4 protein-coding genes are annotated in these 15,607 nt (G+C 65.5%); 3 read left to right on the top strand and 1 reads right to left on the bottom strand.

The genetic code is table 11. From position 1 onward, the window contains the following. Positions 1-135 precede the first annotated feature (135 nt). On the bottom strand, positions 136-984 hold the full coding sequence (locus AC59JP_RS12730; protein ID WP_497326130.1) for a class I SAM-dependent methyltransferase: 849 nt from the start codon (positions 982-984) through the stop codon (positions 136-138). Between the two features lie 202 nt (positions 985-1,186). On the opposite strand from AC59JP_RS12730, the gene AC59JP_RS12725 reads away from it, so the two are divergent. From AC59JP_RS12725 to AC59JP_RS12715, 3 genes are read left to right on the top strand one after another with little or no spacing between them, the layout of a single operon-like run. Further along, positions 1,187-2,956, top strand: coding sequence for a PfaD family polyunsaturated fatty acid/polyketide biosynthesis protein (locus tag AC59JP_RS12725; protein WP_497326129.1), 1,770 nt, complete (start codon positions 1,187-1,189; stop codon positions 2,954-2,956). Positions 2,957-2,970: 14 nt separating this feature from the next. Further along, positions 2,971-9,039: a beta-ketoacyl synthase N-terminal-like domain-containing protein gene (locus AC59JP_RS12720; protein WP_497326128.1), complete on the top strand. Its 6,069-nt coding sequence runs from the start codon at positions 2,971-2,973 to the stop codon at positions 9,037-9,039. Beyond that, the gene (locus AC59JP_RS12715; protein ID WP_497326127.1) at positions 9,032-15,607 is read left to right on the top strand and encodes a beta-ketoacyl synthase N-terminal-like domain-containing protein; all 6,576 of its coding nucleotides are present in this window, start codon (positions 9,032-9,034) and stop codon (positions 15,605-15,607) included. The genes AC59JP_RS12720 and AC59JP_RS12715 overlap by 8 nt, the downstream gene beginning before the upstream one ends.

The following is a 15,607-nucleotide window of genomic DNA, read 5'->3' as shown; positions in this document are numbered from 1 at the left end:
GCTACGCACAACGCCGACAATGACGCACCTCTCATGCGTGTGCTGCATGGCCGAAGATCGGCGACAGCATCACCGTGGACGCGCTGTCTCCACGATTGCGGCGCGACAATGGCTTTCGAGGCTGCCTGCACCGATTCAGGACCCGAACGTCACCAGAACATTGCTGGGACAGATCTTCCGCACCAGTGGCGCGGTGACGGCCGCCGGGTAGAGGGTCCCCATCGAAAAGCCGCGGCCGGGTGGGAAGCTACGAATCTCGGTCGAGGCGACGCCCGGAAGGTCGAGCAGTCTGCGTCGAATCGTGTCGACGCTCATCGCCCATCTCATGGGGGGTAACACGTAGCTGTTCTCGTCCGATCGACCGCGCATCATCATGCGTGACAACCGAGTTCCACTTCTGGAACTTCTCGTGAGCCACTTCGGTACCGCATCGAACATCATGCTTGCGCCGGGGAATTGCTCCGAACACCGGCGGATGAGCTCGAAGACCTCGGACCCTTCCAAATACATGAAAAGCCCCTGAGCGGTGATGAAGACACCGTCGCTCGGATCCACCGAGTCGAACCATGACGTGTCCAGAGCGGAGCACGCCATGGCCCGATTGCGCTCATCGTCAGGTAACAATTTGCGCCGCAACGTGGTTGGGACATCGAGGTCGATCGACAGCCACGTCACCGAACCGTTGTCCACACGCCAGAACTGAGTCTCCAGACCGTCACCCAGGGCCACTACGGTCCCTTTCGGGTTCTCGACCAAGAAGTCGCGCACAGCCGCGTCGAAACACGCAGCGCGCAGCGCGAACACCACATCGGGGTCGCCGAATCTCTCGGCGAACGCGTAATCGATCGAGTCGACGAGCTCGATCGCTCGGGCGTCGCGCAACACGGCATCCGACCTCGCCGCCTCGGCCGCACGGCAATACAACGGCCACAAAAGGGTCTCCTGCACCCCACCGAGGTCGATCCGGATCTGTGCACTGCTCATCGATGGCCTCCGCGCTCGTCACTCCTGGTCGGCAAACCATGACCTCGAACACCGCTCCGCACAATGGGCCGGCGCACCAAATGTGCGGCGGCGGACACCGGACGCCGTGTATGTCGCTCCGGCAGAACGCCATCGGTCCTCCCCGTCGACGACGACTGGTGTCTCGGACCAGTGTTTGTGACTCGCGACACTGATAGAACTGATGGACAGGGCAGTCGGGGTTCTTCGTCTCGTCGTGCTCGGGCCCCGTCTCGGGCCCACCGCTGCGGGAGCAATCGCCATCGTCGACGTCGCAGTGGTTGTCGCCGCGAACGTCGTCCCGATGGAGGGTGCCTTGGCCACCGATTGCGCTACTTCTGCCCCTGTGTACGCCGGTACACCGCTGGTCGATCTCGCTCGACGTGCCGACCTGGGGGTGCACGTGGTGCGAAACCGGCACGAGGGCTCCGTCGGACTGATGTGCGCAGAAGGAGAGACGGAGCAGTGTCTTCGGACGCTGCACGACGTGGACCTGATCGGCTCACTCCCGCCACTGCTTCCGCAGAACCTCGGTGATTCGCACTTCGCGCGAAAGCACGATGCGCTCCATGCCTACATCGGTGGCGAGATGGCCAAGGGAATTGCCACGACATCGATGGTGATCGCACTGGCCCGAGCAGGATTCGTGGGGATATTCGGCTCGGGCGGACTGGACCGCGAGCGTGTCGAGCGGGCCGTGGACGAGTTGCATCGCGCGCTGCCCGGCCGCCGAAACTGGGGCGTCAACCTGATCAACGCACCTCACCAGCCCGATCGAGAGCAAGCGATCACCGAGATCGTGTTGTCGCGCCACGTACCCATCGTGTCCGCCTCGGCATTCATGTCGCTCGCCCCCTCTGTCGTCCGATGCTCGATCTCCGGCCTGACGACAGACCACGAAGGCAATGTCGTCCGCCCTCGAACCCTCATAGCCAAAGTGTCGAGACCGGAAGTCGCCGAGCTCTTTCTCTCCCCCGCGCCAGGCGACCTGATCACATACCTTCGCGACCACGATCTCATCACGGACCGAGAAGCGGCACTCGCAGCACTCGTTTCCGTCGCCGACGACGTGACAGTCGAGGCGGACAGCGGCGGCCACACCGACAATCGCCCTCTCGGCGTGGTTCTGCCGGCGGTTGCCGCCGTGCGTGACGATTGCGTTCGCCGCTTCCGGTTCGAGCGGTCACCACTCGTCGGGGCTGCAGGCGGACTCGGCACTCCCCATTCCGTCGCATCCGCCTTCGCGCTCGGCGCGGACTACGTCCTCACCGGCTCCGTGAACCAGGCCGCGGTCGAATCCGGATTGGTGTCCGAGGCCAAAGAACTCCTCGCGCAGGCCGACATCACCGACACGACGACGGCCCCTTCTGCCGACATGTTCGAACTCGGTGCTACACAACAGGTTCTGCACCGCGGAACGATGTTCGCGAACCGTGCGAACATGTTGGCCGAGTTGTACCGCCGTTTCGACAGTCTCGACACGATCCCGGCCCGCCAGAAGGCCAGGCTCGAGCGCGACGTACTGCGGGGCACCGTCGACGCCGCGTGGGCCGACACCGTCGCCTACTGGCAAGATCGTGACAGCGCAGAACTCGAGCGCGCGGCTGTCGATCCAAAACACCGTATGGCACTGATCTTTCGGTCCTACCTCGGGCAGTCCAGCCGCTGGCCCGTCACGGGAAACTCCGATCGGCGACACGACTATCAGATATGGTGCGGTCCGGCCATGGGGGCCTTCAACCGCTGGTCTCGTGATGGGTATCTCGCCGATCCCGACAACCGCACAGTCGTCCAGATCGCTCGTAACCTCCTCGGCGGCGCAGCCGTCGTCACCAGGCTGCACCAACTACGAACGTGCGGTCTGCGTCTACCTACGTCAGCCTTCGCCTACGAGTCCCGGCGCATCGACGCCATGCCCGCTCGAGACGTCGCCACTACCCTGCCCATCCACTGAGAACGGGAAAACACATGCCTCAGAATCATCTTCCGGTCGACGATCACGACATGCGGCAGGTCGAAATCGCAGTTGTGGGCATCGGTTCGCTGACGCCGGGGGAATCGTCGTCCCGGTCGTTCTGGCGCTCGGTGATCGAAGGAGACGATCTGATCACCGACGTTCCGGCGAGCCATTGGAATGTGTCGGACTACTACGATCCCGATCCGTCCGCGGTCGATCGAACATACGGACGCCGCGGCGCCTTCCTGCCCTACGTGGACTTCGATCCGACCCGGTACGGGATCTCCCCGAACACACTGTCCGCCACCGATTCCACTCAGCTGCTCTCGCTTGTGGTGGCCGAGCGGTTGCTCGAGGACGTCAAGAAGAACTGCGCCGAGGAACTCGACCGCGAGCGGGTCGCTGTGATCATCGGTACGGGCGCCCTGAATCTCCAGCGGACGATGAGCAATCGAATGCAACGACCGGTATGGTTGTCCGCACTGCGCAGCACCGGTGTGGAGGAAGATCAGGCGCAGCGGATCTGCGACCGCATCGCAGATCAGTACGCGCAGTGGCAGGAATCCACGTTCCCGGGAATGCTCCCCAATGTCGTTGCCGGTCGAATCGCCAATTGCTTCGACCTGCACGGGACCAACATGTCGGTCGATGCCGCATGTGCCAGCTCCCTGGCAGCGGTGTCGACCGCGGTCGGCGAGCTTGCCAGCGGTGCAGCGGATGCCGTCATCGCCGGCGGCGCCGACACGCTCAACGACATCCTCACCTACATGTGCTTCAGCAAGACTCCGGCGCTGTCTCCGACCGAGGATTGCAGGCCGTTCTCGGACGCGGCAGACGGAACGATGTTGGGTGAGGCGATCGTCATGTTCGCGCTCAAACGATTGTCGGACGCAGAAGAGCAGGGCGACAGGATCTACGCGGTCGTGCGCGGTGTCGGAAGCTCCTCGGACGGGCGAGGCGGCGCCATCTACGCCCCTGCGCCACAGGGACAGTCGCGCGCTCTCGATAGGGCATACCGAGCCGCGGGCTACGGACCCGATTCGGTCGACCTGGTCGAAAGCCACGGCACCGGAACCAGAGCCGGAGACGCCGCCGAGTTCACCGCATTGAGTTCGGTCTTCGCAGCATCGGGCCGATCCGATTCCCAGTGGTGCGCACTCGGGTCGGCGAAATCTCAGTTCGGACACACCAAGTCCGCGGCGGGAGCAGTGGGAATGCTCAAAGCCATTCTTGCTCTGCACAACAAGGTTCTGCCGCCCACCATCAAGGTGGATCGACCCAATTCCGCCCTCGACCTGACCGACGGGCCCATCTATCTCAACACCGAGGCGAGGCCGTGGATCAAGGCGCCCGGACAAAGCCGCCGAGCGTCCGTGTCCAGCTTCGGGTTCGGAGGTTCGAACTTCCACGTGACATTGCAGGAGTACACACCTCACTCCGGATCGGTCGCCAAGCCGGCGCCGCTGACCCGCGTGAATCCCTCCGAACTGGTGCTCCTGTCCGCGGCCTCGACCGAGGAGTTGGTCGCCGCCGCCGAACGGCTGACGAACTCGCCGTCGAGTCTTGCCTTCACCGCTCACGAGTCACAGCTGTCGTTCGACAGTGCTGCACCCCACCGTCTCTCCGTCGTGGCGACGAACACCGAACACCTGTCCAGACAGCTCGGGCGGCTTCGGTCACTGATCGACTCGGCCACCGACGACGCCTTCGCGACTCCGGACGCCATGGTGTACTCCGGCCGGCCTGTTGACGGTGACCTCAAGTGCGCCTGGGTTTTTCCCGGACAGGGTGCGCAATACGTGGGGATGGGCGGGAGCCTCGCGATGACGGACCCGCGGGCACGGTCGGCGTGGGACGATGCCGAGCTCGTTTCTCTTGCCGACATGCCGCTGCACCGCGTGGTGCACCCGGTTCCGTCGTTCTCCGACGATGAACGGGATGCGTCGGAGGACCTGCTCACCCGCACCGAGTGGGCCCAGCCCGCCCTCGCGGCCCACAGTCTTGCCCTGATGCGCGTATTGGACGGTCTCGGCCTGACACCCGATTGCGTTGCGGGACACAGCTTCGGCGAACTGGTGGCACTTCGCGCAGCCGGAGCGTTGGACGACGAAGCTCTTCTGCGCCTCTCGCGTGTCCGCGGTGAGGTCATGCGCGATGCATCGACCGCGCCCGGCGCAATGTTGTCGGCGGCGGTGTCGCGGCACGGTGCCGAGCACGTGATCGAGGAGTGCGGGCTCGACGATGTCGTCGTCGCCAACCACAACGGACCCCGGCAGGTGACGTTGGCAGGCTCCGTTGCATCGATCGAATCGATCGAATCGAGACTCGTCGACGATGGGATCACCGTTCGACGTCTGCGTATCTCCGGGGCGTTCCACTCACCGCAGATGCAGTCCGCGGTCGCGCCACTGTCCGATTTTCTCCAGACCTTGCCGATCTCTGCCCCCACGATGGACGTGTATCGGAACGAGGGTGGCGCGCTCTACACCGCCGATGTCGATGCGATCCGCAGCGGCATCGCCGGGCAGCTCGTGTCTCCGGTCGATTTCGTCGACGAGATCGAAGCGATGTACGAAGCGGGAGTCAGGACATTCGTCGAAGTCGGTGCCGGTCAATCGGTTACCGGAATGGTGGACCGCATTCTCGAGGGCAGAGAGCACCTTGCTGTCGGGCTCGACCGGAAGGGGCGGCACGGCATCACCGCCTTGCAGGAAGGAATAGGTACCCTCGCGGTCGCTGGGCTTGCCATGGACTATCGATCGTGGTGGGACGCCGAGCCGGAACCTGTGTCGGCGACCGCTCCACGCATGAGCGTTCCCGTGAACGGGGCGAACCATGTGGACGATTCAGCGCCCGTGCGCCCGGACGTAGCTCGGGCGACACGCACTCCCGAGCCTCTTCCTCGACCGAAGAATGGTGCTGGACAACATATTTCGAGTCCTGTCGTCGAGGTCGCACAGACACCGCCCCCTGCACCGACGCCGCTGCGCACATCGACACCACTCCCCACATCGACACCACTCCCCACACCGACACCGCTCCCCACACCGACGCCACTCCCCGCACGGGCCGCCGACGTGGCGCAGGACGGCTGGTTGAGTGCCTTCCGCGAGTCGCAGCGTCAGACGGCCGAGGCCCACACCATGTTCGCGCAAGTCATGGCGGATTCGCATCGCGCTTATCTGGCCACGATCGAAGCGACCTTCACCGGCGCTCGCATTCCGGATATGCCGGAGGAGCAGTACTTTCGGCCGCAGCAGCCAGCATCTCCGCCGACCTCTACGGCGCCGCACGCTGAACCGCGTGCGGACTCTGCCCCCGCCGTCGAGCCTGCACGGATCGACGCCACGCCCGCGGTTCCGATGGCTCCCGCGGTTCCGATGGCTCCCGCGGCTGCACTGGCACCCGTGGCTCCACCTGCGCCCGACAACGTCACCGAGACCCTCATCGACGTCATCGCCGCCAAGACCGGCTTCCCCGCCGAAGTCATCGACTCCGACATGGAACTCGCAGCCGACCTCGGCATCGACTCGATCAAACGAGTCGAAATCCTCGCAGACCTGCGCAAACGACTACCCGACCTCGCCTCCATCGACTTCGACGTCTCACAACTCGCCGAACTGACCACCGTCGACCGCATCGCCGACCGATTCCAATCCATGATGAATTCCACCGGCGCCGAACCTGATTCGGAAGCCACCGAGACTCCGGCTATCACAGAAACCGCAACCGCCACCCCGGGCAGCGCACTGATCAGGTCGGATTCGGTCATGGTCGGGGCCCCGATCCCCGGTCTCGAGCTGCCGGGCCTGCGAAGTGGCACCGTTGCCGTGACGGACGACGGTGGCGGGACAGCCCCCGCAGTCGTCTCGCTGCTGGTCGAGCACGGGATCGACGCCGTACTCGCTGACGCGAGCGTTGCCGATCGTTCGTACGGGACCGTCACTTCTCTCGTCGTACTCGACGCACTGAAGAACGTTGCGACGGTCGACGAGGCCACCGAGCTCAACCGGACCGTCTTCGATGTCGTACGTACCGTCGTCGCCGAAGGCTCGGACGTACTCGAGTCGATCGCCACCGTTCAGGACACCGGTGGCGACTTCGGACTCTCGGGTCGAGCCGGAATCCGAGCGTGGACCGGCGGCGCTGCCGCATTGGCCAGGACGGTCGATCTGGAGCTCGAACGCACGGTCTGCAAGGCGATCGACATCGATACGGGAACGCGGCCCGCCGGCGACATCGCAGCCGCGGTGGTGGCCGAACTGCTCGGCGGAGGTTCGCAACGCGACGTCGGGTTGAGCGCGGACGGCAGTCGCAGTGTTCTCGACAATGTCACCTCGAATCCCTCCGATCCCTCGGACACCGGCGAGGCCCGCAGTCCGATCGCTGATTCCGATCAGGTGATCGTTGCAACGGGGGGCGGACGGGGAGTCACCGCACGCTCGGTACACGCCTTGGCGGAGCGGATGGTGCGAGGTGGAGCCCGATCGGTGACCGTGGTTCTTCTCGGCAGAACGGAGTTGACCGACGAGCCGGCCGAGTTGGAATCGGCCGCAGACGAACACCAGCTGCGTCGCGCGTTGAGTTCGATCGCTCGACGCGACGGTCTCGCCGCGGGACCGGCCGCAATCGCCGAACAGGCGTCCCACGTACTCGCGGTGCGAGAAATACGCTCCACGATCGCGGGCGTGAAGGCGGTCGGCGCTCATGCTGAATATCGTGACGTCGACATTCGGAATGCCGATGCTGTCCGCGAGACACTTCGCATGGTCAGTGAGCAATCGGGTGCTGTCACCGGAATCGTTCACGGTGCCGGCGTAGTCCAGGACAGGTACCTGATCGACAAGTCGAACGAGCAGTTCGCGGCGGTCTTCGACACAAAAGTCCGGGGTCTGCGAAATCTGCTCGATGCGGTGGATCTCGACCGGATCCAGTCTCTCTTCGTGTTCTCCTCCGTCACAGCACGTTTCGGAAACGTAGGGCAGAGCGACTACGCGATGGCCAACGAAGTGCTCGGCCAGGTCGCTGGCACCGTTGCGACGCGCAATCCCGACTGCATCGTGCGGTCCATCGATTGGGGCCCGTGGGATGGCGGCATGGTCGATCCAGGCCTTCGCGAGCATTTCCTGAGCAAGGGAGCCCAACTGGTGCCACTCGACGCAGGATCGGATGCGTTTGCGCACGAACTGGATCGGGGCCCCGGCCCGGTTCGCATCGGCATCATCGCCTCGGGTGGCGACGGCTCCATGTCCCGGCGGACCACGTCCGACGTGATGGGGACCGTCCACGTAGACGCATCGACGCATGCGTATCTTGCCGACCACGTACCCGTCGACAAGCCGGTGGTTCCGATGACGGTCGTCCTGGAATGGATCCTGAGCGCCGCTCGTGCGTGGCGACCGGCCTCGCAGACCTTCACCGTCACCGATCTCGATGTCGTCCGCGGCGTCGAACTCGAGCACTTCGGCACCGGGAGCCACGATCTGCACATCGTGTCGAAGCACTCGGTCGACGGACTCGCACTCGAGGTGCGCAGCGCTCGGCACGGCAGACACTACGAGGCGACCGTCGCGGCCGGAGGTGACGTGCGTCGGTGGTCCGCGGGATCCGCAGGATCCGCTGGCCTCGCAGATCCTTACCGGTCACCGGTTCTGTTCCACGGTCCTCGTTTTCGCGCTCTATCACGGATCGACCGACTCGATTCCGACGGCGGCTGCGCGCAGGTGACAGGTGTCGATGCGATGGATTGGCAGAGCGAAGCGCTGCATTCCGATCCCCTGGCGATCGATGCCGGCCTGCAGCTCGCCCTGCTCTGGGCAGAGCACGTGGAGGGTGCTGCGTTCCTCCCCATGGCGGTCGCTGCGGCCACCGTATCCATGAGCGGTCCCGTCGGCCCCGGCGCACGTGTCGTGGTCGAATCACGCGGCCACGACGACCTGACCGCACAGTGTGATGTGGCCGTTCTCGACGGCGAGGGCTCTGTCGTCACACAGTTGATGGGTGTGTCCTTGGTACGCAGAACGGACCGCCACGCCGAGGCGATGCGCGTGACGTCGGCCGCTGGGCATCGCGGTGAGTGAGCCGATCGCGATAGTCGGCCGCGGGTGCGTGTTGCCCGGAGCGTCGACGCCGGACGCTTTCTGGCACAACATCGCCGAGGGAAAAGACTGTCTGTCGACGGTCGACGACGATCGGTGGCGGGTGCCGCGGAACACCGTACGGGGAACCCCTGGCGACAGCGTGGACAAGACCTGGGGCGACATCGGCGGATACGTCACCGATCGTGGCGCGGACACCGTCGGATCCGCTCTTCGCGGGTCCCTGGACTCGGCACTTGCGTCCGTCGTGAGACGAACCGAGGCAACGGACCTGCGGACGCAGACACCCTTGACAAGCGAATCACTGGATCCGTTGTTCGCCTGGACCATTCGATGCGCCGACGCTGCCCTGACCGAGTCCGGCCAGCAGTCTCGACGCGGCCGAACCGGAATCATCATGGGCAATCTGTCCTATCCGTCGACCGGCGCCGTGGACTACGCCGAGCACGTTTGGTTCGGAGGTGAGGACGGCGCTGCGGGTCGACGACCGTCGTCGTTCGGGCGACGTGCGAATCCGCTGAACCGCTTTCTGTCCGCGCTGCCGACCGCGCTGGCAGCGCGCACTCTCGATCTGGGTCTTGGCGGATATGCGCTCGACGCGGCCTGCGCATCGTCTCTGTATGCGATTGCATTGGCGTGCAACCGTTTGCGTGATCACTCCGCGGACGTGATGTTGGCGGGTGGATCGAGCCGCGCAGACGACTTGTTCACCCATGTCAGTTTCTGCACCCTGTCGGCACTGAGCCGAACGGGACGCAGTAGGCCGTTCCATCGGGATGCGGACGGCTTGATACCGGGCGAAGGTGCTGCGGTGGTGGCTCTGATGCGCTTGGACGACGCGCTGGCATCGGACGCTCACATCCACGGGGTGATCCGAGGGATCGGCCTGCGTAACGACGGACGCGCCGGTGGAGTGCTCGCGCCGTCCGAAGCCGGACAGGCTGCCGCCATGCTGGCCGCATACCGATCGGCACGTATCGATCCGGCGACCGTCGGTCTGCTCGAGTGTCACGCAACGGGAACTCCGATCGGTGACGCCGCCGAGATACGAAGCACGGCACAGGTGTTCGCAGACAGTCGCGACCTTCCGGTCGGCTCGCTCAAGTCCAACATCGGGCACTTGCTCACCACGGCCGGCGCAGCGGGTCTGCTCAAGATTCTCGGTGCACTCGGCTCCGGGACACGTCCGCCGACGCTCCACGTCGACGATCCGTCCGCCGTCCTTCAGGACACGCCACTGAGACCCCTTGTGGAGCGCGAGGACTGGACAGGCTCGCGGCGAGCCGCCATCAGCGCATTCGGTTTCGGCGGCAACAATGCACATCTGATCGTGGACGCCTGGACCGGCGACTCGGTGGGCTCGCCGGCCGTACCCGCACCGGCACGACCCACGCCGGTGACAGAGATCGCCGTGGTCGCCCTGAGCGCCAACGTCGGCACCGGTGACGGAGTAGTGGACCTGACCGCGGACTGCATGTGCGGCCGGGAGCGGGCGAGTCGGCGCACGCACGTGTCGGTCGATCTCGACGGCGTGTCGTTTCCGCCGACAGACCTGGCCGACGCCGAGCCGCAACAGGTCCTCCTCCTGCAGACCGCCCGCGATGCGGCCCGCGGGACGGTCTTGCCTTCCGATCGCACCATGGTGATCATCGGAATGGGGTGTGACCCGGATGTATCGCGCTACGCCGCTCGGTGGCGGGCCCCGGGGTGGACCGACGCGGACGGCAACGCGCTGCCTTCGGACTTCGTCGACATCGTGCGCCGCTCGGTGCGGCCGGTCCAGACACCGGCCGGTGTGGCCGGATCGATGCCCAACGTGGTGGCCAACAGGATCAACGCGCAGTTGGGAATCACCGGACCCGGGTTCACCGTCAGTGCTGAGGAGCAATCCGGCACAGTCGCACTCGAGATGGCCGAGCAGTGGCTGCGCCGCGGCGACATGGATGCGGCCGTCGTCGGCGCGGTGGATCTGTCCGACGAGGCGGTTCACACCCGGGCGCTGCGCGATCTGGGGGTGGAGACGCCGCCGGGGGATGCGGCCGTCGTGCTGGTGCTCAAACGACTCAGCGATGCCCGCCGCGATGGAGACTCGGTTCTGGCCGTCATCGGCGAGCGGTCGACCGATGACAGCCAGGACGTTCTCCGCATAGGTGACGACGACGGGACCGTGCGGCGCGCATCGTGGGATCCGTCCACGGCATTCGGGCGATCCCACGCCGCATACGGACTCCTCGCCGTGGCGATCGCGGTTCTCGCGTGTCGGCACCGCGCCGAGCCGCGCGAGTTCACCTCGGCTGCACCGTCGTTGGGTAAGCACCCGGTCGACGTCGTGGTGGGCGCACTCGGACGCGACACTGCCGGCGTTCGACTGGAACCGGCAGACTGCGCGCCCTTCCTGCAGAGCGAGCCGCCGACACTGCACGTGTTCAGCGGCGAGTCCACTGGGGAGCTGCAGGCGGCTCTCGACGCAGGCACGGAGTCGTCGACGGGCTCGGTTCGGTTGGTCGTGACGGCCACTGCGGCGCAGTTCGAATCGCGTGTCGCACAGGCTCGACGGTGGCTCGTCGACCGTGGCCGGTTGCCGGTCGGAGTGTGGTTCGGGGAGGGCAGAACCGAGGGAGACGTCGTGTTCGTCTTCCCCGGCGGTTCGATGGCCTACGCCGGAATGGGCCGGGAATTGTTGCTGGCGTTCCCGGACGCGGTCGAGTCGGTGGCGGATCGGTCCGGCCCACTGGCGGCTCTCGTGGGTTGGGCGTACGAGCACCGACCGCGGCCGGCCCACGCGATGCACCAGGTATGGGGCGCGTCGGTGATCGGGCAGGTTCACGCCAGGATCTCCGGTGATCTGCTCGGGATCCGTCCGTCGGCGACGATCGGGTACTCCTCGGGTGAACTCACAGCGCTGATCGCCATGGGGGCCTGGCCCGATCCGACGCCGATCACGTCGATGGTGTCCGACGCTGCCGTGGCACTCGACGTAGCGGGCACCGAACTCGAACTCGTGAAGGACGCGTGGAGCCGGGCCGGGATCACGGAGACGCGCTGGGTCAGCTACCTCGTCGAGGGCCCGGTCGAGGACGTCCGCAACGCGCTGGCGTCCGAACCGTCGGTACACGTGACGGTCGTCAACGCACCGACATCGTGCGTGATCGGTGGAGGGGCCGAGGGCTGCGCGAGAGTCGTTGCAGCGCTGCAGAACATGATCGTGGTTCCGATCGAGTACGACATCCCCGCTCACGTTCCCGAGCTGGGATCCAACACCGAGGAGTGGTTGGCGACCTACTGGATGCCGACGGTGGACACTGGATTGAGAACCTACACGTGCTCCACGGGGACGTGGTATCGGCCGACGACCGAAGCCGCCGCTCGGGCGGCAACCACGCAGCAACTGGGTGCGATCGATTTCGCCGCGACTGTCGAGCAGGCGTGGCAGGACGGAGGGCGAATATTCGTCGAGCACGGTCCACGAACGCTGTGTTCGTCGTGGATCGACAGGATTCTCGGCGATCGGGACCACGTCGTCGTCGCGCTCGACTCATCGGACGGGCGCGATGTCGATGCTCTGGTGACGTCGGTAGCCCGTCTTGTCGCCGCCGGTGTTCCTGCCGACTATGCCGCATTGAATGCTTATCTGACACAGGCCTATTCGGCACCCATCGCGCACTCGAGGCCCATGTCCTTCCCCGCGCACGCGCCGGAGGTCCGAACGCCGGCCCTTCCCGATGCGCCGGCCCTTCCCGATGCGCCGGCCCCTCCCGATGCGCCGGCCCCTCCCGATGCGCCGTCCCCTCCCGAGCTCCATCCTGCAGCGCAGGAGCCGGCTTCGGTCCCGCATGGGCTCGATGCGGATACGTATCGCGTGGTCGGAGAGACCCACCGCGAGATGCTGGCGGTTCTCTCACAGGCCCACCGGCACTTTCTTTCGACCAGACTCAGCGCTACCCAGCGTCTGACACGGGGTGCCTCGGTGCCCCTGGCGAGTCGTCCCGCATCCCACATTTCCTCTGCGCCTGTCGATCTCGCACCACAACGTCCGACGATTACTCCGGAGCCGACTGTCGAAATCCGGCCCATTCCCGCCGCCGCGCCGATTCCTGTAACCGCGCCGAGCCCGGCGACGGGCCTCACTGCGCCCAGGGGACCGTCCTTCGATCGCGCCCAGTTGGAGCACTTCGCGACCGACACCGTGATTCCCGTGCTGGGTCCGGGCCTCGCCCACCTCGACTCCGCGGTGCGGCGGATCAGGATGCCCTCTCCCCCTCTGCTCCTGGTCGACGAGGTCTTGGGAATCGATGCGGCGCAGGGTGATATGGGTGCGTCGACGATATGGACTCGGAGCACGGTGGCCGGCGACGCGTGGTATCTCGACACCGCCGGACGGATGTGCGCGGGAGCATTGGCCGAGTCGGGCCAGGCGAGTCTGATCTCGCTGGCATGGATCGGCGCCGATACGCTCTCGCGTGGCAACCGCGTGTACCGACTGCTCGGCTGTCAGGTGAGGTACCGAGGACCGCTGCCGCGTCCCGGCGACGACATTCGGTTCGAGATCACGCTGGACGAGTACGTCCCGTTCGGCGATCCTCCGCTGTTCACGTTCCGAATGGAATGCTATGTCGGCGACGTGTGGACTCTGTCCATCACAGACGGCCAGGCGGGGATGTTCACCGACGACGAACTGAGAAACGCAACCGGGTTGTCGTGGGAGCCCGCTCGACCGGGTCCCGCCTTCGATCACGATGCTCCGCCGCCTCCCCTGGTGTGCGAGCGGCGATCGTTCGGTGTCGAGCAGGTGGCCGCCTTCGCTCGAGGCAGGGTCACCGATTGTTTCGGGCCGGGCTGGGAGATGACCGACACCCACGTTCGTACACCCCGAATTGCGGACGGAGACGGCAGGTTCATCGACGAAGTCACCGATTTCGATCCGACGGGAGGCCCCTGGAAGCGTGGGTACCTGCGCGCCCGCATGATCGTCACTCCCGACCTGTGGTTCTTCGACGCGCACTTCCCGAACGATCCGTGTATGCCAGGAACACTCATGGCAGAGGGGTGCATGCAAGCGATGGCGTTCTACCTCGCTGCATCGGGGTACACGACCGACCGCGACGGTTGGCGGTTCGAACCTGCTCCGGATGTCGCCTTCGGCTTCGACCTGAGAGGTCAGGTCGTCCCCACGTCGTCGTCGGTCGTGTACGAGGTGTTCGTCCACGATGTCGTGCCCGGTCCGGAACCGACCGTCATCGCAGATGTCCTGTGCACCGTCGACGGCATCAAGGCGTGCCATATCGGCGTGGCACATCTTCGATTGGTTCCCGATTGGCCGTTGGATCACTGGCGCGCCCTCACCGCGCCCGCCGTCCAGCTCGACGGGCAGCCGGTGGAACCGCACACGCTCGGGGGCCTGCTCGGCCTCGACGAGTCCGATCGCGTTTTGCGCACTGAGGGTTTCACGTTCGGTCATGCGGCAATGCTCGCCTGTGCGTGGGGAAAGCCGAGTGACGGATTCGGTCCCCCGTACGAACTATTCGACGGGGTTCGACGCGCAGCTCGGCTCCCGGCGCCGCCGTTCCACTTCGTCACACGAGCCGTGTCGTCGGACGGTCCCGCGTGGAAGGTTCGAGAGGGCACGGGAATCGTCGTGGAGTACGACGTTCCCGACGACGTGTGGTTCTTCGAACAGAACGACCGGGCGACGATGCCCTTGGCCGTGTCGATGGAAGTGGTACTGCAAGCCTGCGGCTGGTTTGCCGGCTATCTCGGGAGCGCGCTCGACTCATCGAACGACCTGTACTTCCGAAATCTGCAGGGGTCGGCGGTGTTCCATGAACATGTCCGTCCCTCGACCGGTGTTCTGACCACGTCGGTCCGACTGACTCGGATCGTCCAGGATTCCGATGTGATCATCGAGTCGTTCGAAGCGCAAGCTCTGGCCGATGGTCGACCGTGGTGCACCCTGCACACCGTGTTCGGCTTCTTTCCGCGCCAAGCTCTCGATACGCAGGTCGGGATCGAGCCGGACTCGTCCGATCTGGAAAGCGTCGGCGCCGAATCGAATTCGAGGATCGACCTGTCCACTCGGCCCGAGCGATACTTCGGACGCTCGCTGGCCCTTCCCGGACCGATGCTTCAGATGATCGATCGCGTGACCGGTCTGTGGCCGACAGCAGGATCGGCAGGAATCGGCCGGCTCCGGGCGGAAAAGGATGTCTCCCCGGACAACTGGTTCTTCGCGGCGCATTTTTTCCAGGACCCGGTACAACCGGGCTCCCTCGGAGTGCAGGCCATCTGTCAGTTGGTTCAGTTCTTCGTCATCCATACCGATCTTGCAGATCCGGATCGGGCGGCGTTCGAACCGAGCGCCCTCGAGACGTCGGTCGAGTGGATCTACCGGGGTCAGGTGACTCCGAAGAATCGGACAATCACCGTGACCGCGGACATCCTCACGGTGGAACGGACCGACGGTGGTGTCACCGTCACCGCGGACGGCGCGCTGTGGGTGGACGGGCTGCTGATCTACCGCGTCAGTCGTCTTGCAGTACGAGCTCAGTCCTGA

The sequence above is a fragment of the Rhodococcus sp. 320_ES genome (assembly GCF_059691855.1).
This window is presented reverse-complemented; position numbering and strand designations above follow the sequence as displayed.

What these genes read in the sequence shown, in the direction of transcription:
- AC59JP_RS12730 (WP_497326130.1), bottom strand. Translation starts at nt 984, where the DNA reads ATGAGCAGTGCACAGATCCGGATCGACCTCGGTGGGGTGCAGGAGACC.
- AC59JP_RS12725 (WP_497326129.1), top strand. Translation starts at nt 1,187, where the DNA reads ATGGACAGGGCAGTCGGGGTTCTTCGTCTCGTCGTGCTCGGGCCCCGT.
- AC59JP_RS12720 (WP_497326128.1), top strand. Translation starts at nt 2,971, where the DNA reads ATGCCTCAGAATCATCTTCCGGTCGACGATCACGACATGCGGCAGGTC.